24 protein-coding genes and 1 other RNA gene are annotated in these 22,059 nt (G+C 58.9%); 10 read left to right on the top strand and 15 right to left on the bottom strand.

Annotated features, from left to right (window positions below; translation table 11 throughout):
* Position 1 precedes the first annotated feature (1 nt).
* The gene (locus tag K7A42_RS23705; RefSeq protein WP_006697803.1) at positions 2-1,129 is read right to left on the bottom strand and encodes an ATP-dependent DNA helicase; all 1,128 of its coding nucleotides are present in this window, start codon (positions 1,127-1,129) and stop codon (positions 2-4) included.
* A gap of 206 nt (positions 1,130-1,335) precedes the next feature.
* Here K7A42_RS23705 and K7A42_RS23700 point away from each other — a divergent pair, with 206 nt between their 5' ends.
* From K7A42_RS23700 to K7A42_RS23690, 3 genes are read left to right on the top strand one after another with little or no spacing between them, the layout of a single operon-like run.
* On the top strand, positions 1,336-1,716 hold the full coding sequence (locus K7A42_RS23700) for a hypothetical protein (protein ID WP_051634433.1): 381 nt from the start codon (positions 1,336-1,338) through the stop codon (positions 1,714-1,716).
* Complete coding sequence (locus tag K7A42_RS23695; protein WP_282455975.1) at positions 1,700-2,251, top strand: RNA polymerase sigma factor; 552 nt, start codon at positions 1,700-1,702, stop codon at positions 2,249-2,251. The genes K7A42_RS23700 and K7A42_RS23695 overlap by 17 nt, the downstream gene beginning before the upstream one ends.
* The gene (locus K7A42_RS23690; RefSeq protein ID WP_153776162.1) at positions 2,248-3,036 is read left to right on the top strand and encodes an anti-sigma factor family protein; all 789 of its coding nucleotides are present in this window, start codon (positions 2,248-2,250) and stop codon (positions 3,034-3,036) included. The genes K7A42_RS23695 and K7A42_RS23690 overlap by 4 nt, the downstream gene beginning before the upstream one ends.
* Positions 3,037-3,054: 18 nt before the next feature.
* On the opposite strand, the gene K7A42_RS23685 is transcribed toward K7A42_RS23690, so the two are convergent.
* Positions 3,055-3,648, bottom strand: coding sequence for a LysE family translocator (locus K7A42_RS23685; protein WP_282455974.1), 594 nt, complete (start codon positions 3,646-3,648; stop codon positions 3,055-3,057).
* Positions 3,649-3,810: 162 nt separating this feature from the next.
* Between K7A42_RS23685 and K7A42_RS23680 the strand changes: the two genes are divergently transcribed.
* A complete protein-coding gene (locus K7A42_RS23680) occupies positions 3,811-4,656 on the top strand; it encodes an aldo/keto reductase (protein ID WP_282455973.1) in 846 nt (281 codons plus the stop codon).
* 163 nt (positions 4,657-4,819) lie between these two features.
* On the opposite strand, the gene K7A42_RS23675 is transcribed toward K7A42_RS23680, so the two are convergent.
* From K7A42_RS23675 to K7A42_RS23660, 4 genes are all read right to left on the bottom strand, one after another.
* A complete protein-coding gene (locus K7A42_RS23675; protein ID WP_035209722.1) occupies positions 4,820-5,353 on the bottom strand; it encodes an SRPBCC family protein in 534 nt (177 codons plus the stop codon).
* Complete coding sequence (locus tag K7A42_RS23670) at positions 5,346-5,714, bottom strand: ArsR/SmtB family transcription factor (protein ID WP_006697797.1); 369 nt, start codon at positions 5,712-5,714, stop codon at positions 5,346-5,348. Before K7A42_RS23670 ends, K7A42_RS23675 begins: the two co-directional genes overlap by 8 nt.
* Before the next feature lie 131 nt (positions 5,715-5,845).
* A complete protein-coding gene (ilvN, locus tag K7A42_RS23665; RefSeq protein ID WP_282455972.1) occupies positions 5,846-6,418 on the bottom strand; it encodes an acetolactate synthase small subunit in 573 nt (190 codons plus the stop codon).
* Positions 6,419-6,437: 19 nt separating this feature from the next.
* The gene (locus tag K7A42_RS23660) at positions 6,438-8,231 is read right to left on the bottom strand and encodes an acetolactate synthase 3 large subunit (protein WP_022556565.1); all 1,794 of its coding nucleotides are present in this window, start codon (positions 8,229-8,231) and stop codon (positions 6,438-6,440) included.
* A gap of 381 nt (positions 8,232-8,612) precedes the next feature.
* Here K7A42_RS23660 and K7A42_RS23655 point away from each other — a divergent pair, with 381 nt between their 5' ends.
* On the top strand, positions 8,613-10,619 hold the full coding sequence (locus K7A42_RS23655) for an ATP-binding protein (RefSeq protein ID WP_022556567.1): 2,007 nt from the start codon (positions 8,613-8,615) through the stop codon (positions 10,617-10,619).
* Positions 10,620-10,625: 6 nt separating this feature from the next.
* On the opposite strand, the gene miaA is transcribed toward K7A42_RS23655, so the two are convergent.
* Positions 10,626-11,522 carry a tRNA (adenosine(37)-N6)-dimethylallyltransferase MiaA gene (gene miaA / locus K7A42_RS23650; RefSeq protein ID WP_282455971.1) on the bottom strand — a complete coding sequence of 299 codons (897 nt, stop codon included), beginning with the start codon at positions 11,520-11,522 and terminating at the stop codon, positions 10,626-10,628.
* Between miaA and serB the strand changes: the two genes are divergently transcribed.
* Positions 11,521-12,411, top strand: coding sequence for a phosphoserine phosphatase SerB (serB, locus tag K7A42_RS23645; protein ID WP_037089924.1), 891 nt, complete (start codon positions 11,521-11,523; stop codon positions 12,409-12,411). The genes miaA and serB overlap by 2 nt on opposite strands.
* Complete coding sequence (locus K7A42_RS23640; protein ID WP_037089922.1) at positions 12,408-12,971, top strand: GNAT family N-acetyltransferase; 564 nt, start codon at positions 12,408-12,410, stop codon at positions 12,969-12,971. Before serB ends, K7A42_RS23640 begins: the two co-directional genes overlap by 4 nt.
* Before the next feature lie 23 nt (positions 12,972-12,994).
* Here K7A42_RS23640 and K7A42_RS23635 read toward each other — a convergent pair whose 3' ends face one another.
* The 8 genes from K7A42_RS23635 to K7A42_RS23600 all read right to left on the bottom strand — a co-directional run bounded on the left by K7A42_RS23635 (position 12,995) and on the right by K7A42_RS23600 (position 20,522).
* The gene (locus K7A42_RS23635; RefSeq protein WP_282455970.1) at positions 12,995-13,744 is read right to left on the bottom strand and encodes an SDR family oxidoreductase; all 750 of its coding nucleotides are present in this window, start codon (positions 13,742-13,744) and stop codon (positions 12,995-12,997) included.
* 88 nt (positions 13,745-13,832) lie between these two features.
* A complete protein-coding gene (locus tag K7A42_RS23630) occupies positions 13,833-15,377 on the bottom strand; it encodes a Do family serine endopeptidase (RefSeq protein WP_282455969.1) in 1,545 nt (514 codons plus the stop codon).
* 211 nt (positions 15,378-15,588) lie between these two features.
* Positions 15,589-16,476: a DMT family transporter gene (locus tag K7A42_RS23625; RefSeq protein WP_112635572.1), complete on the bottom strand. Its 888-nt coding sequence runs from the start codon at positions 16,474-16,476 to the stop codon at positions 15,589-15,591.
* Between the two features lie 132 nt (positions 16,477-16,608).
* Positions 16,609-17,532, bottom strand: coding sequence for a protease modulator HflC (gene hflC, locus K7A42_RS23620; RefSeq protein WP_004442736.1), 924 nt, complete (start codon positions 17,530-17,532; stop codon positions 16,609-16,611).
* Position 17,533: 1 nt separating this feature from the next.
* Complete coding sequence (gene hflK, locus K7A42_RS23615) at positions 17,534-18,652, bottom strand: FtsH protease activity modulator HflK (protein ID WP_004442737.1); 1,119 nt, start codon at positions 18,650-18,652, stop codon at positions 17,534-17,536.
* 143 nt (positions 18,653-18,795) lie between these two features.
* Positions 18,796-19,323 (bottom strand): dihydrofolate reductase, encoded by a 528-nt coding sequence (locus tag K7A42_RS23610; RefSeq protein ID WP_004442738.1) that lies wholly within the window; start codon positions 19,321-19,323, stop codon positions 18,796-18,798.
* Positions 19,320-20,114, bottom strand: coding sequence for a thymidylate synthase (locus K7A42_RS23605; RefSeq protein ID WP_004442739.1), 795 nt, complete (start codon positions 20,112-20,114; stop codon positions 19,320-19,322). The genes K7A42_RS23610 and K7A42_RS23605 overlap by 4 nt, the downstream gene beginning before the upstream one ends.
* 99 nt (positions 20,115-20,213) lie before the next feature.
* The gene (locus K7A42_RS23600; RefSeq protein ID WP_004442740.1) at positions 20,214-20,522 is read right to left on the bottom strand and encodes a DUF2853 family protein; all 309 of its coding nucleotides are present in this window, start codon (positions 20,520-20,522) and stop codon (positions 20,214-20,216) included.
* A 138-nt stretch (positions 20,523-20,660) separates the two neighbouring features.
* Between K7A42_RS23600 and ssrA the strand changes: the two genes are divergently transcribed.
* The 3 genes from ssrA to K7A42_RS23585 all read left to right on the top strand — a co-directional run bounded on the left by ssrA (position 20,661) and on the right by K7A42_RS23585 (position 22,017).
* Positions 20,661-21,032: a transfer-messenger RNA gene (gene ssrA / locus K7A42_RS23595) on the top strand.
* 230 nt (positions 21,033-21,262) lie between these two features.
* The gene (locus tag K7A42_RS23590) at positions 21,263-21,775 is read left to right on the top strand and encodes an SspB family protein (RefSeq protein ID WP_004442741.1); all 513 of its coding nucleotides are present in this window, start codon (positions 21,263-21,265) and stop codon (positions 21,773-21,775) included.
* A gap of 38 nt (positions 21,776-21,813) precedes the next feature.
* Positions 21,814-22,017 carry a DUF4169 family protein gene (locus K7A42_RS23585; protein WP_004442742.1) on the top strand — a complete coding sequence of 68 codons (204 nt, stop codon included), beginning with the start codon at positions 21,814-21,816 and terminating at the stop codon, positions 22,015-22,017.
* The last annotated feature ends 42 nt before the right edge of the window (positions 22,018-22,059 follow it).

Here is a 22,059-nt window from a genome sequence, read left to right as displayed (position 1 = left end):
ATCAGCGAACGATGGTCAGGGTCTCAGCCGCGCGGGTAATGGCGGTGTAAAGCCACCTCTCGCGCGAGTCCCGGAACGCATAACTCTCATCGAAGAGAACCACGTTATTCCATTGCGAACCCTGGGCCTTGTGCACCGTCAACGCATAGCCGAAATCGAATTCGTCATAACGCTTGCGCGTGGACCACGGAATTTCGGCCTCCACGTCCTCGAAGGCCGCCTTCAGCAGTTTGATCTTGGCCGCACCGCGATCCATATCGTCGTCTTCAGGCCGGATCATCAGGTTGATACCAGGCTTCACCGTCTCGCGCGACGAACTCATCACCTGCCACAGCGAGCCGTTGAGTAGGCCCTTGGCCGGATCGTTGCGAAGGCAGACCAGCTTGTCGCCCGATTGCGGATAATCGGCGGTAAAACCCTTCAGCTCGCGAAGACGTTGATTGTAGCGGCGGCGGGTGCGGTTGGTGCCAACCAGCACCTGATCGGCATCGAGCACTAGCGACTGCGTCACCTCGGATTTGGAGATCACCTGCGCGGAACCATAATCGCCGCGCATGATCTCCCGGCCTTCCCGCACATCCATGGCAAGATGGATGATGGGATTGTCCTTCGCCTGGCGATGGATTTCCGACAGCAGATAATCCGGCTCCTGCTCGGTAAAGAAGCCTCCGCCCGAAACCGGCGGCAGCTGGCCTGGATCGCCGAGCACGAGGATCGGCGTGCCGAAACTCATCAGATCCTTGCCAAGCTGCTCGTCTACCATCGAACATTCATCTATGATGATGAGCGCCGCCTTGGCGAGCGGACTCTGGCGGTTGATGGAGAACATCGGCGCAATCGAGGTCTTGCCGGTTTCTTCGTCTTCCACCGTCTCCTCTCCGCGCGGGCGGTAGATCAGGGAGTGGATGGTGCGGGCATTGGTCGCGCCGCGCGAACGCAGCACCTGCGCCGCCTTGCCGGTGAAGGCCGCAAACAGCACCTCTCCATCGACGTTTTCCGCAAAATGCTTGGCAAGCGTGGTCTTGCCGGTTCCGGCATAACCGAACAGCCGGAAAACCGGCGACCGGCCTTCCTTGAGCCAGCGGGAAACAGCCTTGAGCGCTTCGTCCTGTTGCGGTGAAAATAACATGCGCCCTCATCGCAGGATTCGAGCCCGGTACGCAACAGAAAAAGAACGAAAGATGAATATCGTGAGCGCTGAAGCGCAGGTTTACGCCCGGTTTTCCCGTTCGTCATCAGGCTGCTGAAAAAAATATTTTGCGAAGGGAATAAATCACGGACCAACGGTGTCTCTTGTTGTGCCGGCGGCTCGAGCCCGCCCGAACCAAGGAGGATATGTCCATGAAAATCCGCTTCATCGTCCCCGCCCTCGTTCTGGCCTTTGCCGGAACAGCCTATGCCGCCCCGGCGGTCGAAACGGTCAAGACCGCAAAAGGCAATGTGCTCGCAGGTGAAAAAGGCATGACGCTCTACACTTTCAAGAACGACAAGAAGGGCGTATCCAATTGTTATGACAAATGCGCCACGAACTGGCCGCCCTTCTTCGCTGCGGAGAATGCGAAAGCCGAAGGGGCTTACTCCATCGTGACGCGCAAGGACGGCAAGAAGCAATGGGCGAAGGACGGCATGCCGCTCTATTACTGGATCAAGGACACCAAGAAGGGCGATGCCACCGGCGACGGCGTGAACGGTGTGTGGGATGCAGCAAAACCCTGACGAGATGGAAGCTGCGACGCGGGGGAGACAATCCCCCGCGGCCGGCAGCTTCGAAGCGGAGATGCTGGCCCTGATACCGATGCTGCGCCGTTATTCCCGCAGCCTTTCGCGCTCAGATACCGATGGAGAGGACCTGTTGCAGGACTGCGTCGAAAAGGCGCTGGCCAATAAAGCAACATGGCGCGGAACCGGTTTGAAATCATGGGCCTACACGATAATGACGAATCTTTATCGCAACCGCCACCGGACAGAGAAACGGCATCCTTCGGACAGTCTCGATGAAACGATCGCCGCTGCCGAAACGCTGGGCGATACGCTGGAGAACGACCGCCTGCACGGCGCGCTTGCGCTGCTTTCGCCTGAGATGCGCGCCGTACTGATGCTGGTGACGGTGGAGGGCTACAGTTATCAGGAGGCGGCGGAGACATTGTCGATCCCGGTCGGCACCGTCATGTCCAGACTGTCCCGCGCCCGCGAAACCCTTCGCCAGCATCTGGCGGCGGATAATATCATTCCCCTGCGGAGACCACGATGAAACGGGCTGATGCCATAACCGAAGACGACCTGCACGCCTATGTCGACGGGCTTCTCTCCGACGATGACCGCGCGGCTGTCGAGGCATGGCTCGCGGAAAGACCGGAAGAGCAGAGTCGGGTGGAAGACTGGAAGAGACAGGCCAACAGCCTGAGAAATGCCTTCGCCTCCTATGCCGCCGCACATCCGCGTGACGCATCGATGCTGACTCGCGAAAAGGTCGCACGCGCCTGGCGGCTTAAACCTCTTCTCCTGCGAACCGCGGCAGCCTTCCTGATCTTCACGGCGGGCGCGGCAGCCGGCAGGCTTCTGCCGTGGTCCGTTTCCACACCGCAGGATGTGGTGCTGGCATCGCTGACGACGGACATTCCTGCACAGGCGAAATCCGCTTATCTCATCTACGCGAGCGAAGTGCGTCACCCCGTAGAGGTGGGGGCCGGGGAACAGCAGCATCTGGCAACCTGGCTTGGCAAGCGGCTCGGCTACCCCTTCGCGATTCCCGATCTTTCGAAGATTGGATATGACCTCGTCGGTGGGCGTCTTATCCCCGTCAGCGGCAAGCCGGGTGCGATGTTGATGTACCAGGACAGGACCGGCAGGCGGGTGACGGTGCTGATAGGCCACAACGAGGAAAACCGCACCACCAGTTTCCGCATGGCCAGCGCCGATGGAATCGAGACCTTCTACTGGATCGACAACGAGCTGGGTTACGCCGTCTCCGCGGAACTGACGCGAGCCGAGGTACAGGCGATCGCCGAGGAATGTTACCGGCAGTTCCCGACATAGGGTCGCCGAGTGGAGCCGTTATTTCAGCATCGGCCAGAGACTGATGACGAGAAGCACGGCCATGCTGATGTTGAACCATTTGAGCCGGACTGGAACGGAGAGCCAGTCGCGAAGCGCCGAGCCGAAACCGGCCCAGGTGGAAACACTGGGAAGATTGACGGCAGCGAAGACCACCCCCACAAGCATTACGGTAAGGAAATACTGCGTTTCGTCCGTATATGTCGCCATTGCCGTGACCGCCATCACCCACGCCTTGGGATTGACCCACTGGAACGCCGCTGCCGCAAGAAAACTCATCGGCTGCGAAGTCGCCGTGCCTTCATGGAGGCTGCGGGACGTTCCGATTTTCCACGCGATCCAGACGAGATAAAGCCCACCCGCAAATTTCAGCCCGGTGTAAAGTGCCGGTACCGAATGCAACAGTGCCCCGAGGCCAAATCCGACCCCGATCAGCAGCGAAAGAAAGCCCGCACCGATGCCGAGCATATGCGGGACGGTGCGACGGAAACCAAAATTCACGCCGGAAGCAAACAGCATCATATTGTTCGGACCGGGCGTGATGGAGGTGGTGAAGGCAAACAGCACCAGCGCGATAAATGTCTCGGCAGTCATGATCTCTCCTGTGAAGGCAACCCTACCCACGGGACCGCCATCAGACCAGCCCGGCAAACCGATCGACGAGGTCAATTTTTTTGATGGATCGATCCCGCCCGTGCCGGGTTGAGAAGTCGGAACAAAGGCTTATTCTTTCCGCGAAAACCCTGGAGCGAAACGATGTATGATGACATTCCCTACGTTGCCCTCCCATCCGGAAAAGAGGTCCCAGCCCTCGGCCTCGGGACGTGGAACATGGGGGAGACGAGATCATCCGCCGAGCAGGAGGTTGAAAGTATCCGACGGGCCATCGACCTTGGCATGACGTTGATTGACACTGCGGAAATGTACGCGGACGGCCGATCGGAAGAGATAGTCGGCAGGGCTATCGTCAATCATCGCGAAGACGTGTTTCTGGTAAGCAAGGTCTATCCTTGGAATGCCAGTGCCACCGGCACTGCTGACGCCTGCGAGCGCAGCCTCGCCCGGCTCGGCACCGACCACATCGATCTCTATCTGCTGCACTGGCGCGGAGAGCACCCACTCGAAGAAACCGTGGCGGCTTTCGAAAGACTGAAGAGGGACGGCAAGATCGGCGACTGGGGCGTCTCCAATTTCGACACGGACGACATGGAAGAGCTTTTCGCCGTTCCTGGCGGCAGGAACTGCGCCGCCAATCAGGTACTTTACAATCTGTCCCGACGCGGGCCGGAGTTTTCGCTGTTGCCCTGGTGCCAGCAACACGGCGTGCCACTGATGGCCTATTCTCCCATAGAACAGGGCCGTATTCTCAAGAACCATGAACTCATACGCATCGCCAAGGCCTATCAGGCGACCCCGGCGCAACTGGCTCTGGCCTTTCTGCTGGAAAGGGAAGGCGTCATCGCGATCCCGAAATCCTCGAATCCCGCGCGCGTCGCAGAAAATCGCGGCGCGACCGATCTTGATATAACCGAGGAGGACTGGGCCGCCCTGGATGCCGTCTTCCCCCCGCCAACACGCAAGACGGCGCTGGAAATGCTTTGACGTAACAAACGGTTAGGAGACACTTCGGAATCAATCGCTCAAGCGGTTGAATCGGAATGTGAACGCCAAGTCCATAGTCAGCCCTGTCGCCTAGGGAAGATCAGGCGGACCAATCGAAACGGCGCGGCAAGCCGCGCCGTTGCATCACGAGAACGCACCGTGCCTATTGCGGTATCCGGTGCTCATATTCCTCTTTCAGACCCAGCCATGTTTCCCAGAAGGGTCCCGGCTCCTCCTCCTGAAGGCGGGCAGCGAGAACATCAAGGTGCACGTGCCAACCGGCGCTGACATTGAGCCTCGTGGTGCGATCCGCCAGCCGGCGATGGATCAGCGTCAGGAGCACGTCCTTACCAAGAGCCTGGAGTTCGATGGAAACCTCGGCACCCTCGCCCCATGTGAAAACAAGGCGGTGCGGCGGAACAACCGTAATGATGCGGGAAGCCATCCTGTGCTCTTCGGAAAAGCCCTCAGGGCGGCGTCCGGGTGGATTGGAAAGTTCATCATTCCGCCACACCAGCTCGAATGGTGCGCCGGCGGCAAGCCGCATCTCGCCGGAAGCCAGCCAGCGGCGGCGAAGGTCGCTTTCCGTCAGATAGGCCCATACCCGTTCGACCGGCCCCGGCAGCAGCCGCTCGATTTTCAGGGTCGTCGGTTCAACGAGGCGACCATAGGTGTCAGGCATTGCAATATCAGCCATTGTCATTTCCTCCATCTGCAGGGGTTTTTCCCTGATCTTCCTCCCTGAGCATCTGCTCAAGAATATCGAGGCGGCTGCCCCAGAACTGCCGGTAGAAATCCAGCCATTCATGCGCTTCTTCCAGCCGTTCCGGCGCAAGGCGGCAGACATGGATACGCCCCCTCACCTCGCGGCGGATGAGCCCCGCATTTTCCAGCGCCTTGATGTGCTTTGAAGCCGCAGCGAGCGAGATGTCGAACGGCTGAGCCAACTGTGTCACCGTTCGCTCACCGCGGGAAAGATCCCGCAGCATCGTGCGTCGCGTGGCGTCGCCCAAGGCATGAAAGACAGTGTCTAGATGTGAAGCGGATAATTCAACCATGTTGTTGAATATAGACTCCCGCCCAAGAAAGTCAACCATATGGTTGAATATATATCAGCCAAGAGCAGGCCATAAAAAAACCCGCGGCGAACCGCGGGCTTGTATTCCAACATCTGCTCTGAAGACGGAGATTACATCCCCTGCGAACCGCGGTTCATCGCCGCGATCCCGGTGCGGCAGATTTCGATCAGGCCGAGCGGCTTGATGATGGCCACGAACTGGTCGATCTTCGACGACTTGCCGGTGATTTCGAAGACGAAATGCTCCACCGTCGCATCCACGACCTTGGCCTGAAACGCATCGGCAAGCCGCAACGCCTCGGCACGGACTTCACCGGTGCCGGCAACCTTGATCAGCGCCACTTCCCGCTCGATCGGCCGCTCCTGCCCCAGTTCGCGGGCGCGAACGGTCAGGTCGAGAACCCGGTGCACCGGCACGATCCGTTCCAGCTGCGCCTTGATCTGCTCCAGCACGATGGGCGTGCCGCGCGTGACGATGGTGATGCGCGAGAGATGCGCCTCATGTTCGGTTTCCGAAACCGTCAGGCTTTCAATGTTGTAGCCACGGCCGGAAAAGAGCCCGATGACCCGAGCCAGCACGCCGGGCTCGTTGTTGACGAGAACCGACAGCGTGTGGTTTTCGACGGCGGCCGTTTCCTTCTGGATGAAGTAGGCGGAGCCGGTGGGTTGTAGGTGTGCGTTCATGTCCTTTTCCTCTCCCGGCTCAGACTAGCTGACGGCCCTTGGCGTCAATGGCGTTGGCAACTGCTTCATCCGTCGCCTCATCCGGCAACAACATCTCGTTATGAGCCTTACCAGACGGAATCATCGGGAAGCAATTGGCGAGATTGGCAACACGGCAATCGAAAATGACCGGCTTCTTGACCGCGATCATCTCGGCAATCTTGTCATCCAGTTCCTTCGGGTCGTCGCAATACATGCCAACCGCGCCATAGGCTTCCGCGAGCTTGACGAAATCGGGCATGGCTTCCGTATAGGAGTTGGACAGGCGGTTGCCGTGCAGCAGCTGCTGCCACTGGCGCACCATGCCCATATACTGGTTGTTGAGGATGAAGATCTTCACCGGCAGGCCGTACTGGATGGCGCAGGACATCTCCTGAATGCACATCTGGATCGAGGCGTCACCGGCAATGTCGATAACCAGCGCTTCGGGATGCGCGACCTGAACGCCGATGGCGGCCGGCAGGCCGTAGCCCATGGTGCCGAGACCGCCCGAGGTCATCCAGTGGTTCGGCTCCTCGAAGCCAAAAAACTGCGCCGCCCACATCTGGTGCTGGCCGACTTCCGTCGTGATGTAGGTGTCACGCCCCTTCGATGCCTCATAAAGCCGCTGCAGCGCATATTGCGGCATGATGACATCGTTGGAATTCTTGTAGGCGAAGGAGTTGCGGGCACGCCAGCGCTCGATCTGGGACCACCACTCTGCGGTCTGCGCCTTCTCCGGCTTCTTCGGCAAAGCGCGCCACAGGCGAACCATGTCTTCCAGGACATGGCTGACATCACCAATGATCGGAACGTCGACGCGAACCGTCTTGTTGATCGAGGAGGGATCGATATCGATATGGATCTTCTTCGAATTCGGCGAGAAAGCGTTGATGCGGCCGGTAATACGGTCGTCGAAACGCGCGCCGACGCAGACGAGAACGTCGCAATCATGCATCGTCATGTTGGCTTCGTAGGAACCGTGCATGCCCAGCATGCCGAGCCAGTTCTTGCCGGACGCCGGATAGGCACCGAGACCCATCAATGTCGACGTGATCGGGAAGCCGGTCAGCTCGACCAGTTCACGCAGCAACCGGGTTGCTTCCGGGCCGGAATTGATGACGCCGCCGCCGGTGTAGAAAACCGGCTTTTTCGCCTTCGACATCAGTTCGATGGCGGCATGGATGGCGTTGAGGTCGCCCTGAACCTTCGGCTTGTAGCTCTTCTGCTGGACGGCAGCCGAAGGCGGCGTGTAGGTGCCGGTGGCGAACTGGATGTCCTTCGGGATATCGACAACGACAGGACCCGGACGTCCGGTCTGCGCAATGCGGAAAGCCTCATGGATGATACCAGCCAGTTCGTTGACGTCCTTCACCAGCCAGTTGTGCTTGGTGCAGGGGCGCGTGATGCCAACAGTATCGCATTCCTGGAACGCGTCCGAGCCGATCAGCGTGGTGGGAACTTGGCCGGACAGGCAGACGAGCGGAATGGAATCCATCAGCGCATCCTGCAGCGGGGTGACCGCATTGGTCGCGCCGGGACCTGAGGTGACGAGCATGACACCGACCTTGCCGGTGGAGCGGGCATAACCTTCAGCCGCATGGCCAGCGCCCTGCTCATGGCGCACGAGAATATGCTGGATGTCTTCCTGCTGGAAAATCTCGTCATAGATCGGAAGTACGGCGCCGCCGGGATAACCGAAGATGTGCTCGACGCCGTTGTCCTTCAGCGCCTGCAGAACGATCTCCGCACCTGTCATGCGATTGCTGTTTTCCGTATTGTCCTTATCCGTCATTGCCTGTTTCCATCCCGCTTTGGCTTTGGATATCGAGGAGCCCTAGGGCCTGTTTGAAGACATAAAAAAAGGCCCCTAGAGGAGCCTCGTTCAGCGCATGGGTGCTTTCGCCGGATGGTTACACCATCCTGCCCATGCGCCGTCCCACCACGATAAGTACGTTAAGATTTTTCATGGGCCGGAGTGTTAGCCACAAAAGCCCCAGCCGTCAACGCATATTGCATGAAAAAATCACCTTCGCCTTCTTTTATTACCGGAAAGCGCGTCTGCACGAAATTTTCGAACGCAAGTGATACACCTGTTGTTAAGCATAATCTTTTATACCGGGAAGGCAGATGCTGCCGGAACCACCGCGATCATCCGCATGTACCGGGAAAAAATGTGAGTAACGACACGTTTCATAACGCGTCCCGCATGGGCGAAAACGAACGGCGATCCGGCGAGCAGCCGGCCAACCGCATGCTCGGCCGTGTCATCGCCTGCGACGGCGCCCGCGCCACCATTGTTGCGGAAACCGAACCGGGCACCACAGACGTATCGCAGCTCTGGTCCGTCGGACGCCTGATCTCCATTGAAATGGGCACGAGCCGCGTCGCCGCGCTTGTCTTTGCCATGCGGACCGGCGAAGAATACTGGGCGCCAGACAAGCCGAACAGGCTGCTGATCGACGTTGAACTCGTGGGCGAGGTTTATCGCACCGAAGATGGCAGCGAACGCTTTTCCACCGGCATCTCCCGTTATCCCTATCTCGGCGCGGTCGCGCATCGTATCCGTGCGAGCGACCTCTCCAGGATTTACGACGGCGGCAAGCGCGACGCCTGCGTCATCGGCAAGCTGACGCAGGACGATACGATCAATGCCGCCATCAATATTCCGCAGATGCTGGCCAAACATTTCGCCGTTGTCGGTTCGACCGGTGTGGGCAAGACCACTGCGGTCTCCCTGCTTTTGAACAAGGCAATCGAGACCGACCCGAAACTGCGTGTCCTCATTCTTGATCCGCACAACGAATTCGCCGCCGCCTTCCCAGATCATTCCGTCGTCATCGACACCGATACGCTGGACCTTCCCTTCTGGTTGATGCGCCTTGAGGAGTTCGCGGAGGTTGTGTTCCGCGGCCGCAAACCCGTGCCGGAGGAAATGGATGTTCTGCGGGATCTGATTCCCGAGGCGAAAAAAGCGTTTCGCGGAACCGAAGGTTCGGCCGTTCGCCGCACCTCCGACAAGAGCGCGATCACACCGGACACGCCGGTTCCCTACCGCATCGCCGATCTTCTCGCCCTCATCGACGAGCGCATCGGGCGGCTGGAGGGGCGTGGCGAAAAACCGGCGCTGCGCACGCTGAAAGGCCGCATTCTTTCGGCCATCAACGACACGCGTTATAATTTCATGTTCTCCAGCAATACGATCAGCGACACGATTCTGGAAACGGTGGCGCATATTTTCCGCATTCCCGGGGAAGGCAAACCGATTTCGGTATTCCAACTGTCGGGCATCCCGTCCGAAGTGGTAAACTCGGTGGTTTCCGTTCTTTGCCGTATGTCCTTCGAACTGGCGGTGCTGGCGCGCGGTTCGCTGCATATGCTCGTGGTGTGCGAGGAAGCGCACCGTTATGTTCCCGCCGACCCCGAGCGCGGCTTTTTCCCCACCCGGCAATCCATCGCCCAGATTGCCAAGGAAGGCCGGAAATACGGCATTTCGCTGGGGATCATCACCCAGAGACCCAGTGAGCTGGATCAGACAATCCTGTCGCAATGTTCGACTGTTTTCGCCATGCGGCTGTCGAACGAGATCGACCAGAAGATCATTCTCTCGGCTGTGCCGAACGCATCGGCCTCAACCACAAGCTTTCTTTCCTCCATCGGCAATGGCGAAGCCATCGCCTTCGGCGAGGCAGTCGGGGTGCCAATGCGCATGCGTTTCGACCGGGTGCCCACCATCAAATTGCCCAAGGCGAGCGGCACGATCAGCCACGCCAGCCAGGAAACGCCCGATACCGTTGACCTGAACGCCATCGTCACCCGCATGCGCGCCGCAAGCAGGCCGGTTATCACAGGCTTTCAGCAGAGCGTGGAAGCGGCCTTTTCCGATCCGGCGGAACCGACCGCGCGGCCTCTCGACGCGGCCGATATCGATCCCTGGAAGCGGGAGCTGGGGGCGGCCGTAAGCGAGGAATACGAACCCTACCGCCCGGACATGCTACCTGGGCGCGCCCTGCCTGCATCACAAAATCCGGTAGGCACCGACACCGCCTCCAGCGCCGTCAACGAGTTGCGCAAAGCCGGTTTCCAGATGCAGGCGCAGAATGGTCCCCAGGGTGATACACGCCCGTCGCTGCGTGAAAGCCTGCTCAAGAAACCGCTCGGCAGTCTCTACAGGAAAGATTGAGTTCCTTCACGGCTGAATACGCATCCAGTCTTCATCCATCTGGTTGCGGAACCATGTCATCTGCCGTTTGGCATATTGTCGGGTTGCAGCGGCCGATCTTTCAACTACATCCGCCGTGCTCATGCGCCCGGCCAGCATTTCAGCAATCTGGGCAACGCCAATCGCCTTCATGACGGTGGCATCGGCCGGAAGATCGAGGGCGAGAAGCGCCTGCACCTCCTCCACCGCACCGCTATGCATCATGGCTTCGAAACGCCGGTTGATACGCGCATGCAATACCGGCCTCTCCGGCAGGACCACGAGTTTTTGCGCCCGGTCCGGATCAACGATCATCTGGCCACGGGCAAGCTGAAAATCCCTGATGGACTTCCCGGTCGCTTCAAGCACCTCCAGCGCGCGGACAATACGCTGGCCGTCTCCCGGCTGGAGCATGTCGGCCATGACGGGATCGCGCCGGGCAAGCTCGGCGTAAAGGATGGCTGCGCCTTCTTCGATCAACCGGGCCCGCATCGGCTCACGGATCGTGTCCGGAATGGCAGGCATGTCGGAAAGCCCGCCTGTCAGCGCCTTGAAATAAAGCCCCGTGCCGCCGACGATGACGGGGAAACGCCCCTGCCCGCGCAGATCGGCAAGCACAGTGGAGATGTCCCGCAGCCATTCGCCCGTGGAGTAGAGGCTGCTCGCCGGCACGTGACCGTAGAGGAGATGCGGCACCCCCTCCATCTCGTCTTCGGACGGTCGGGCGGTCAACACGCGCAGCGTGTCGTAAACCTGCATGCTGTCGGCATTGATGACGACACCGTCCCGCTCCGCAGCCAGACGAAGCGCAAGCGCGGACTTGCCGCTAGCCGTCGGGCCGGTTATCAGGATCGCATCAAAATTCTCATCAAGGTTTTTCATCATGGCTCTGGTTGCCACGCTTATCGCCAATCCGTCAAATCCTGTTCTGACACCGGCCCTCGGCGAAGCGGCCGCGAAGGCCGTGAACGCATCGGGCCTCTACTGGCTGGCGGACGGGATTGCCTGCGATATCGCACTGCCCTCCGGCACCGCAATAGAGCAGGCACACAGGGCTATCGCTGACACCCTCGCCGGCCAGCCGATCGATATCGTAATCCAGGAGCAGGACCAGCGTCGCAAGAAACTCCTGATCGCAGACATGGATTCGACCATGATCGGTCAGGAATGCATCGATGAGCTGGCAGCTGAAGTCGGGCTGAAGGACAAGGTCTCCGCCATCACCGCACGCGCCATGAACGGCGAAATCGCCTTTGAACCGGCACTGCGGGAGCGCGTCGCGTTGCTGAAAGGACTGCCGGTTGCTGTCATCGATGACGTCATCGAAAAGCGCATCACGCTGACCCCGGGTGGCAAGGAACTCATCGCCACCATGAAGGCGAAAGGCTATTACACGGCCCTCGTGTCAGGCGGTTTCACCGTCTTCACCAGCCGTGTCGCCGCGGTGCTCGGTTTTGACGAGAACCGCGCCAATCTGCTTGGTGAGGCAAATGGCGAGCTTGATGGCACCGTTGCCGAACCCATCCTCGGAAAACAGGCCAAGGTGGATGCGTTGAATGATATTGCTGCCAAACTCGGCATTTCTCCAGATGAGGCGATGGCGGTTGGCGATGGAGCCAATGATCTGGGCATGCTGCATGTGGCGGGCGCGGGCGTGGCCCTGCACGCCAAGCCGGCCGTGGCGGCCGAAGCGCAGATGCGCATCGACCATGGCGACCTGACGGCGCTTCTTTATATTCAGGGTTATCGAAAGACGGACTTTGTCACCCCATGATCATTCGCGAGACTCCAAGACTTATTCTGCGGGAGTGGAAGGAGAGCGACCGAGACCTTTTCCGTGAAATCAATGCCGACGAGAAGGTCATGGAATTTTTCCCCTTCCGCCGCAGCCATCAGGAAGCGGACGCGGTTCTCGAAACCATCAATGGCATGATCCGCGGCAGTGGTTATGGCTTCTATGCGATGGAGCAGCGGGAAACAGGCGAATCCATGGGATTTTGCGGTATTTCGCCCGTCCTTAATCTCGACCCGCCCTTCCCGGTCGGCACCATGGAGATCGGCTGGCGGCTCGCCACCCGTTTCTGGGGACATGGCTATGTCACCGAAGCGGCGCAGTCGCTGCTCGTGATGGCCTTTGACGAAAAGGAGACGCCGGAAATCGTCTCCTTCGCTGTCTGGAACAACCACCGTTCGACCGCCGTGATGGAGCGAATCGGGCTGAAACGTGATCCCTTGCGGGATTTCGACCATCCCCGCGTGCCCGCGGAGACGCATCCCCATCTGCGTCCGCACGTCACCTATGCGCTGACGCTGGAGCAATGGCGGGCGCGTTGACGTCGTGACCCGCCGGTCCGGAATTATTTCACCGCGGCGTTGCCACCATCGGCAAAAAGCGCCGCGCCAGCGACAAAACTCGCCATCGGGCTGGCGAGGAAAAGCGCTGCCTGCGCTATTTCCTCGGGCTGGGCGATGCGTTTCATCGCATGCAGGCCGGCGGCCCAGTCCTTTTGTGCCTGATCCCCTGCCATCGGCGTGTCCACACCCCCGGGCAACAACGCATTGGCGCGAACGCCGCGGGCGGCATAATCGGCGGTAATACCCTTCACCAGCCCCATCAGCGCGGCCTTCGCAGCGCCATAAGCCGACATGCCCGGTATGCCGACACTGGTGCCGACGAAACTTGAGGTAAAGACGATGGAACCGCCGCCGCGCCTCAGCATCAGCGGAATCTGATGGCGCGCGCCAAGAAAGGCGGAAGTCAGGTTGACGTCAAGCACGTAATCCCATTCGTCAGGCGAAATTTCCGCCAGCGGCTTGGCGGCACCCACGCCGCCCGCATTGTTGACGGCGATATCGAGACCACCAAAAACGTCGGTGGCCGCCTCGGCCAAACGGGAATGGGTTTCCGCAACGCCAGCGTCGCCGGCAACCGTGTGCACAGGTCCGCCCGCCTCACGAATCTCGGCGGCAACCTCGTCCAGCGCCTTTTCGCCGCGCGCATTAATGACGACGGCGGCGCCATGAGCGGCAAACAGGCGCGCCGTCGCGCGGCCGATGCCGGATGACGCGCCGATGATGATGGCGACTTTGTTTTCAAGTAATTTCATAGCCTTGGCCTCCGTTCGGTGGAGGCCAAGGCTTAAAGAGCCGGCAGCATCGGAACCACCCGATTCCTGCCCGATCGTGCGGAAAGCGTTATTCCAGCGGCAGCGCCACCACGCGCAGATTGCCCTGCGCATCGGCCACCATCATGTGGGCGTTCTTGCGGCCTTCCGATTTCAGACCATTCACCCGCACAAGCACGTCGCCGGGAACCTCCATGAAGTCCTGTCCGACTTCCACAATCACATCGCCTGCCTTCATACCCTTCTGTTCTGCGGGCGAACCCGGATCGACACTTGCGACCAGCACGCCTTCAACGCTCTCGGCAATGCCCTTTTCCGTCCGCAACTCATTGCTGAGCACAACGAGATTCATGCCAAGCACGCTCTGCGGCGCTTCACGCACCTCCGGAGTCTGATCCTGGGCCTGATCGTCGCCGCCATCATTGTCTTCCGGCGCGATCACACCGCTGTCGCCGTCGTCAGTCTGCTGGTCGTCAGTCGAAGCTTTCTCATCCTTGGTATCCTGCAGCTGGCCCAGCTTGACCTTGACGGTCTCTTCCTTTCCGTCTCGCAGGATGACGACATCGACTTCCTTGCCGACCGGGCTTTCCGCCACGATCCGCAGAAGGTCGCGCATCTCGTGAATATCCTTGCCATCGAATTTCAGCACGACGTCGCCAGCCTGGATCGGACCGTTTTCCACCGGGCCGCCCTTGGCGACCCCGGAAATCAGCGCGCCCTTGGCGCTGTCCATGCCGAGGCTCGCGGCCACATCGTCCGTGACCGGCTGGACGCGAACACCCAGCCAGCCGCGGCGGGTCTCTCCGAATTCGATCAGTTGCTGAACGATGTTCTGTGCAAGCTCCGTCGGAACGGCGAAACCGATACCGATCGAACCGCCGCTCGGCGAAATGATCGCCGTATTGATGCCAATCACCTCGCCCTTCATGTTGAAGAGCGGTCCACCGGAGTTACCCTTGTTGATGGCCGCATCCGTCTGGATGAAATTGTCATAAGGGCCGGCATTGATATTGCGGCCGCGCGCTGAAATGACGCCAACGGTCAGCGATCCGCCAAGCCCGAAGGGGTTACCGACCGCCATTACCCAGTCGCCAATGCGCATGCTGCGCGAATCGCCAAATTTGACCGCCTTCAGCGGCGTTTTTGGCTCCACCTTCAGAACGGAAAGATCGGTCTTGGTATCGGTGCCGACAAGCGTCGCCTTGAGCTTCGAGCCATTCGGGAAAATCACCTCGATGGCATCGGCACCCTCGATGACGTGGTTGTTGGTGACGACATAACCGGCGGGATCGATCACAAAACCGGACCCGAGGGAATTGACCTTTTCACCGCCTTCCGGCTTCTGGCTGTCGAAATAATCCTTGAAGAACTCCTGGAAGGGCGAACCTTCCGGCAGACGTGGCGGAACCGGCCCCTTGCCATCTGTCTTGACGTTCTGCGACGTGGAAATATTCACCACCGCATCCAGCAGCGGCTCGGCAAGATCGGCAACAGATTCCGGCCCGTGGCTTTGCGCGCCCGCCGGAAGCGGCGCCGCAAAGCTGCCCGCAACAAGCGCTATTACCGCGACTGCGGAAATGCTGCTGCGAAAAGGCGAAAGAAGGGTCACGGCCATATGCGTCCTCGCGTTTCAAATCGTCTTGCCCTGCATATATCGTCAAAGCATAAGGCGGAATGATGAAGTGTAAAAATACCTTTTCGTGAACAGGCAATCGATTCCGCCACCTCATCGCGTCTCAAAGCCGTACAGAAAAGCGAGGACGAGGCAAACACCTATTGTCAATAGTAATGGTTTCCAGAAAAAAAACGCAGAGGGCACACGGCGGTCATCGAGCGGGCCGCGTCGTCCGGCTGAACATTAGCCCAATAACTCCGCTGACGAAAACAAGGCAGTAGCCCGACCACAAAAGCAAAACGGGCTGTTCCGAGAAAAATAGGTAGCCGAACAACAAACTCCACAGAAGTTGGGTATATTGAAGTGGCGCGACGATGGACGATTGAGCCATGCGGATCGAAAGCGTGAGGCACAATCTCCCGATTGCCAGCAATGCACCTGCCCCAATGTAAAAGAGCCACTCAATCGGCGTTGGCGGAGTATAGCTTTCCGGGAGAAGGACACCGGTGATGAGAACCAGAATAATGACGGGCAGCATGGTATCCGCCAATGGAGTCGATTGGGCCCTCCATCGTCTCACCATGATGGTCGATGCCGACTGCGCAAAAGCGGCAGCAAAGGCGAGGGCAACGGCTAGGCTGTCTATTATGCCGCTCGGCTGCAGAACGACCAATACGCCGGCAAGGCCTAGAAGGGCGGACAGCCACTGAAGCCCGACAGGACGTTCGTTCAAAAACACCAGAGCCAAAAATATCGTGATGATCGGGCTCGTGAAGCGAATCGAATAAACATTGGCGATTGGCATACGAGAGATCGCATACAACGTCAGCCATATCATGGCGACGGACATGAGTCCCCGAGCAGAGACCACCGCCCATCCCTTAACCGAATTAATTTTGAATCCACCCAACGGCTTGGCAAGCAACAAACCGAAAAAGATCGCGAAAATTCCGGAGAAAAAGAGGACTTGAGGAAGAGAGTGCAAGCCGCTGAGAATTTTTGAAACAGCGTCCATCAATGAAAATGATGCAAATCCTACTATGGCGAAAGTAAAAGCAGCTTTGTAATTGTCTCTGTCGTGGCCAGGCGTAGGCGACATCTTCCGGTTTCCATATGATGAAAGACAGAAGATTATTGCCGCTGACCCACAATTTTATGAATTTCAGAGCGCAACACCTCAAAAAGAAAGGGCCGGTAAAAACCGGCCCCTCCAAATTCATTTTATCCGCCATCAGTTCGCCGGCGCCGGTGCGGGCGCGGCCGGAGAGGCAGGTGCCGCACCGTCGATATTGTTGAAATAACGGAAGAAGGTCGAGTCCGGCGACAGAACCAGCGTCGTGCCATTGCCGTTCAGTGCGTTGGCATAGGCCGACATGGAACGATAGAACTCGAAGAAGTTCGGATCGCGCTGGAAAGCCTCGCCGAACACCTTGTTACGCTCCGCATCGCCTTCACCGCGCAGAACTTCGGACTGGCGGCGAGCGTCGGATTCCAGTTCCACAACCTGACGGTCGGCGATAGCGCGGCGGCGCTGCGCTTCTTCGTTACCACGGGCGCGGATCAGTTCGGCTTCCGCCAGACGCTCCGACTTCATGCGTTCGAAGGTCTGCTGGGAGACTTCCTGCGTCAGGTCGGTACGGCGGATGCGGACATCGACGATGCTGATGCCGAGCGATTCCGCATCGGGACGCAGATCGTCACGCACTTCCTGCATCATCGACGCACGTGCGTCGGACAGCGCCGATTCGAAGCCGCGCAGACCGTAAACCCGGCGCAGCGATGCGTCGAGACGGGTGCGCAGGCGCGATTCAGCCGACATCTGGTCACCGGAGACCGTCTGCCGGAAGCGGCGCGCATCCGTAATACGGTAGACCACGAAGGCATCGACCTCGTAGAACTTGCCGCCGGAAACCTGAACACGGATATTATCGTGGTCAAAACGCAAGGCGCGGTTCTCGATATATTGCACGCGGTCAGCATCCATGAAGGCGAAGGGCAGCTTGAAATAGAGGCCCGGCGCTGTTTTCACGTCCTGGATTTCACCGAAGCGGACGACGATGGCCTGCTGGCGCTCGTTGACCACGAAGATCGACGAATAACCGAGAAAAAGCAGGACGGCGAGACCGACGAGAACGGCTGTAAGACGGTTACCCATATCAGTTGCCTCCCTGCGGTGCTGCGCCCGGATTGTTGCGCATGATCTCGTTCAGAGGCAGATAAGGCACCACGCCCTGTTTTTCATCGATGATGATCTTGTTGGATCCCTTCAGGACCTGTTCCATCGTTTCCAGGAACATGCGCTGACGGGTCACGTCAGGCGCCGTGCGATACTGGTCATAGATGGAGACAAAGCGCTGCGCCTCACCCTGCGCCTCGTTGACGACGCGCGACTTGTAGGCGTTCGCCTCTTCGAGGATCTGCGCGGCCTGACCGCGAGCGGCGCCGAGCTTCTGGTTGGCGTATTGATTGGCTTCCTGAACGAAGCGGTCTTCGTCCTGCTCGGCACGCTGCACTTCGTCAAACGCGTCGGCCACTTCACGCGGCGGCGCCGCATCTTCGATGGCCACGGCATTGATGGAAATGCCGGCGCCATAACCGTCCATGGTGGACTGGATGATGGTGCGCACATCCGCCGCAATTGCCTGACGGTTATCGCGGAAGATATCCTGCGCCGGACGACGGCCGACGACTTCGCGCATGGCGCTTTCGGAAACCTGCTGCAGCGTCTCGGCCGGGCTGTCGACGTTGAAGAGATAGGATTTCGGATCGGAAACCGTATAGAGCACCGAGAACTGAACGTTGACGATGTTCTGGTCGCCGGTGAGCATCACGCCGCTCGACGAAGACGACGAGGCCCGCGAACCGATATTCTGCTGCTGCTCGGTGACCTTGACGATTTCAACCGTCTCGATCGGCCACAGATGGAAATGCAGACCGGGCATCGAGATTTCGTCCTTCGGACGGCCGAAACGCAGCTCAACGCCGCGCTCGTCCGGCTGGACGGTGTAGATGGACTGGATGCCGAGGAAAACCAGCACGACGAGAACCACGATGGCAACTGCGCCGCCATTGAAACCGCCAGGCAGCACATTTTTGAAACGGTCCTGGCTGCGCCGGATGATCTCTTCCAGATCGGGCGGACCGCCATTGCCGCCGCCACCGCCGCGAGGCCGGTTAGGCCCCTGCCCCCACGGGCCGCCACCGCCGCCCTGGTTGTTTCCTCCACCGCCGCCGCCCCATGGGCCGCCGCCGCCATTCTGATTGCTCCAGGGCATCAATACCTCTTTATAAAAGCCTCTCCCGGTTCCGTTCGAAAGCGATTGCTCGCGTGCGGCGGGAATATCGACCCGTTATAGGAAGGAGAAGCGTTCGTTTCAACGCAGAGGTGGTAACTAAATACCCAATCTGGGTAAATAGTTCACTTTGCCGCGGCTCTCCGCATATACGTGGTAAACAGAACGGGATAATTGTCCTTTTCCCCAGCGGGAGCAGGGATTTCCTCGGTTTTCTCAAAAACGACGGGATCGATCTCCGGGAAAAAAGTGTCGCCATCGAGCTTTACCGCGACGTGGGTGACGGAAAGTTGATCGGCGAAGGGCATGGCCTGACGGTAGATCTCTCCACCACCGGCCACGAAGACCTCATCCACGCGGAGTTCCGCAGCCTTGCTTTTGGCGAGCTTCAAGGCCTCCTCCAGTGAGGAGACGACATCGACACCCTGCGGCCGGTAATCGGCATTACGACTGACGATGATATGCGGGCGGCCGGGCAACGGACGCTCGCCGACGGATAAAAACGTCTTGCGGCCCATGATGAGCGGCTTGCCCATCGTCATCGCCTTGAAGCGCTTGAGGTCGGTGGAAAGCTTCCACGGCATGTCGAGGTCGCGGCCGATGACGCCGTTCTCGGACACTGCGACGATGATGATGATACGCGGCTCGGTCATACCGCGATCGGTGCCTTGATGCTTGAATCGGCCTCGTAGTTTTCCAGCGTAAAGTCTTCGAACTTAAAGCCGAAAAGGTCCTTAACATCAGGATTGAGGCGCATCGTCGGCAAGGCCTTCGGCGTGCGCGTCATCTGCAGCCGTGCCTGTTCGAAATGATTGGCATAGATATGCGCATCGCCGAGCGTATGGACGAAATCGCCCGGTTTCAGACCAACCACCTGCGCGACCATCAGAGTTAAAAGAGCATAGGACGCGATGTTGAACGGCACGCCGAGGAAAATATCGGCGGAACGCTGGTAAAGCTGGCAGGAGAGCTTTCCGTCAGCAACATAGAACTGGAACAGGCAGTGGCAGGGCGGCAGCGCCATCTCGTCCACCAGCGCCGGGTTCCAGGCGGAGACAATATGACGGCGCGAGTTCGGGTTGGTTTTCAGGCCCTCGATCAGAAGCGCGATCTGGTCGATGTGGCGTCCGTCCGGCGCGGGCCAGGACCGCCACTGTGCGCCATAGACCGGGCCTAGATCGCCGTTCTCATCGGCCCATTCATCCCAGATGGAAACGCCGTTTTCCTTGAGATAGGCGATATTGGTATCGCCGTTCAGGAACCACAGGAGTTCATGGATAATGGACCGCAGATGCAGCTTCTTGGTGGTGAGGACCGGAAACCCCTCTGCAAGGTCGAAACGCATCTGGTAACCGAACACCGAGCGCGTGCCGGTGCCGGTGCGGTCTCCGCGGTCGGAGCCAGTTTCCATCACATGCCGGAGAAGATCGAGATATTGTTTCATGCGTTCTGCCGCCGATTCCCTGATATCAGGCAAATATAATAGCACAGGGCGGCAGAACCAATCACCGGGGAAACGCTTATCCCCGTTTTTCCGGGAAAATCAGAGCGACTGAAGCTTTCCGAGTTCCTTGGCGACCAGGTAATAAAAGGTCACGCGCGATTTTGAGCGGTCGGCGGCCATGGCTTTCGCAACGGCATCGATTGCCTTGTCGGCGCTGTCATCGGTGACACCAAGCTTCTTGCCGCACCAGCTAGCCTTCACACGTGCAAGCTCTTCCGGATCGGACGCGGACACCAGCGAGGAATCCCGGTTGCGCAGGGCAATGCCGAGATGTTTGACGATCTTGCCGACAACGGCTTCGTCGGCTGCTGCATCGTATTTCTTCACATCTGCGAGATAGTCAGTCATGTCCACTCCTTCGTGTGTCCCCGGCCCGGTGTTGCTTCTAATGACCGGTTGCAGGGAGAATGAGACAGCAATCCCTCGTCGTCAAGAATTGTCTAAATTGCCGGCGTCACGAAACCTTTTCATCGAATTGTCATCTCCCCCCTTTTCTCAGCCGGTCGAAACGCCTATATGAGCCTTGCCGGGGCAACCCGGCTATGGCGATAAACGGTCGGTGTAATAAACCTATTGGACCCGGGGGCGGTACCCGGCGCCTCCACCAAAAACCGGCGGCTTTAAGATGAAAGGCCGGCTTTTGATGGGGGCGAAATAGGATCGACAAGGGTGTAAAGATCGAACTTTTGCTCGGCATGATACCGCCGTTATCGGGTCACAAGTGTAGTTGCAAACGACAACAACGCTAAGGAATACGCTCTCGCTGCCTAATGGCGGTGCGGGAATTCCGCTCTAAAGCCCTCACGGTTAGCCCCGTGAGGCGGGGTTCGGAGGTACCTGGCAACAGAAACCTCCACCTTCTCCATTTTGCCTGAATTGGTTATATGATAGCTGATTTGCGGACAGCATCGGCTTTTCCATTGCTGCCGTTCGGGACATTGCGTATACTTGAGCAAAGCGTAACCATCCGGATCGGAATTGATCCCGGCTCAAGGATTACGCAGAGATTCAAAGTGTTACAGCGTCCTTGGTACCCAAGGCGCGCCGTGCATGAAAAAGACGTTCGAATAAGGGAAAGACAGGACCGCATGGGGCAGGATCATATCCGTTACGACATTCTCGCACAGGATGCCCTTCGCGGCGTTATTCGTAAGGTATTGGGCGAAGTGGCCGCCACCGGCCGTCTGCCCGGCGACCACCATTTCTTCATTACCTTCTTGACCGGTGCACCCGGTGTGCGGATTTCGCAGCACCTCAAGGCGAAATATGCCGAGCAGATGACCATTGTCATCCAGCATCAATTCTGGGACCTGAAGGTCACCGAAACCGGCTTCGAAATCGGTCTCTCCTTCTCCGATACACCGGAAAAGCTCGTCATTCCCTATAATGCCATCCGCGGTTTCTACGATCCTTCCGTGAATTTCGAACTTGAGTTCGATGTCCCCCTGGCGGACGAGGAAGAAGCGGAAGACGCGGAAATCACCGCATATCCGGTGTCGCACGAGGCGAAGCCGGCTTCCGCTTCCGAAACGCCCAAGGCCGGCGAGGAAAAGAAGGAAGGCTCCGTCGTCTCGCTGGATGCTTTCCGCAAGAAGCAATAACGCCTGCCTGAGCGCGAAACCCGAGGAGACGTATCCGCATGGCCGCCGATATCGTCAATCTGCGCCAGTTCCGGAAGCAGAAAGCCCGCAGCGAAAAAGAAAAACAGGCGGAGCAGAACCGCCTGTCCTTCGGACGCACCAAAGCGGAAAAGAACCTCACATCAGCCCTGAATGAAAAGGCCGAAAAGGCACTTGACCAGGGCCGGCTCGAAAACGACGCTCACGGCCCCCGGAAGGACTGAGACCGAGCTGCCGAGGGACAGACAGGGCCAGCAAATCGAAAA

Source organism: Agrobacterium sp. InxBP2, from assembly GCF_026191755.1.
GTDB classification, from domain to species: Bacteria; Pseudomonadota; Alphaproteobacteria; order Rhizobiales; family Rhizobiaceae; genus Agrobacterium; species Agrobacterium pusense.
Note: the sequence above shows the minus strand (reverse complement) of the source record. Positions and strands in the feature narration are given on the sequence as shown.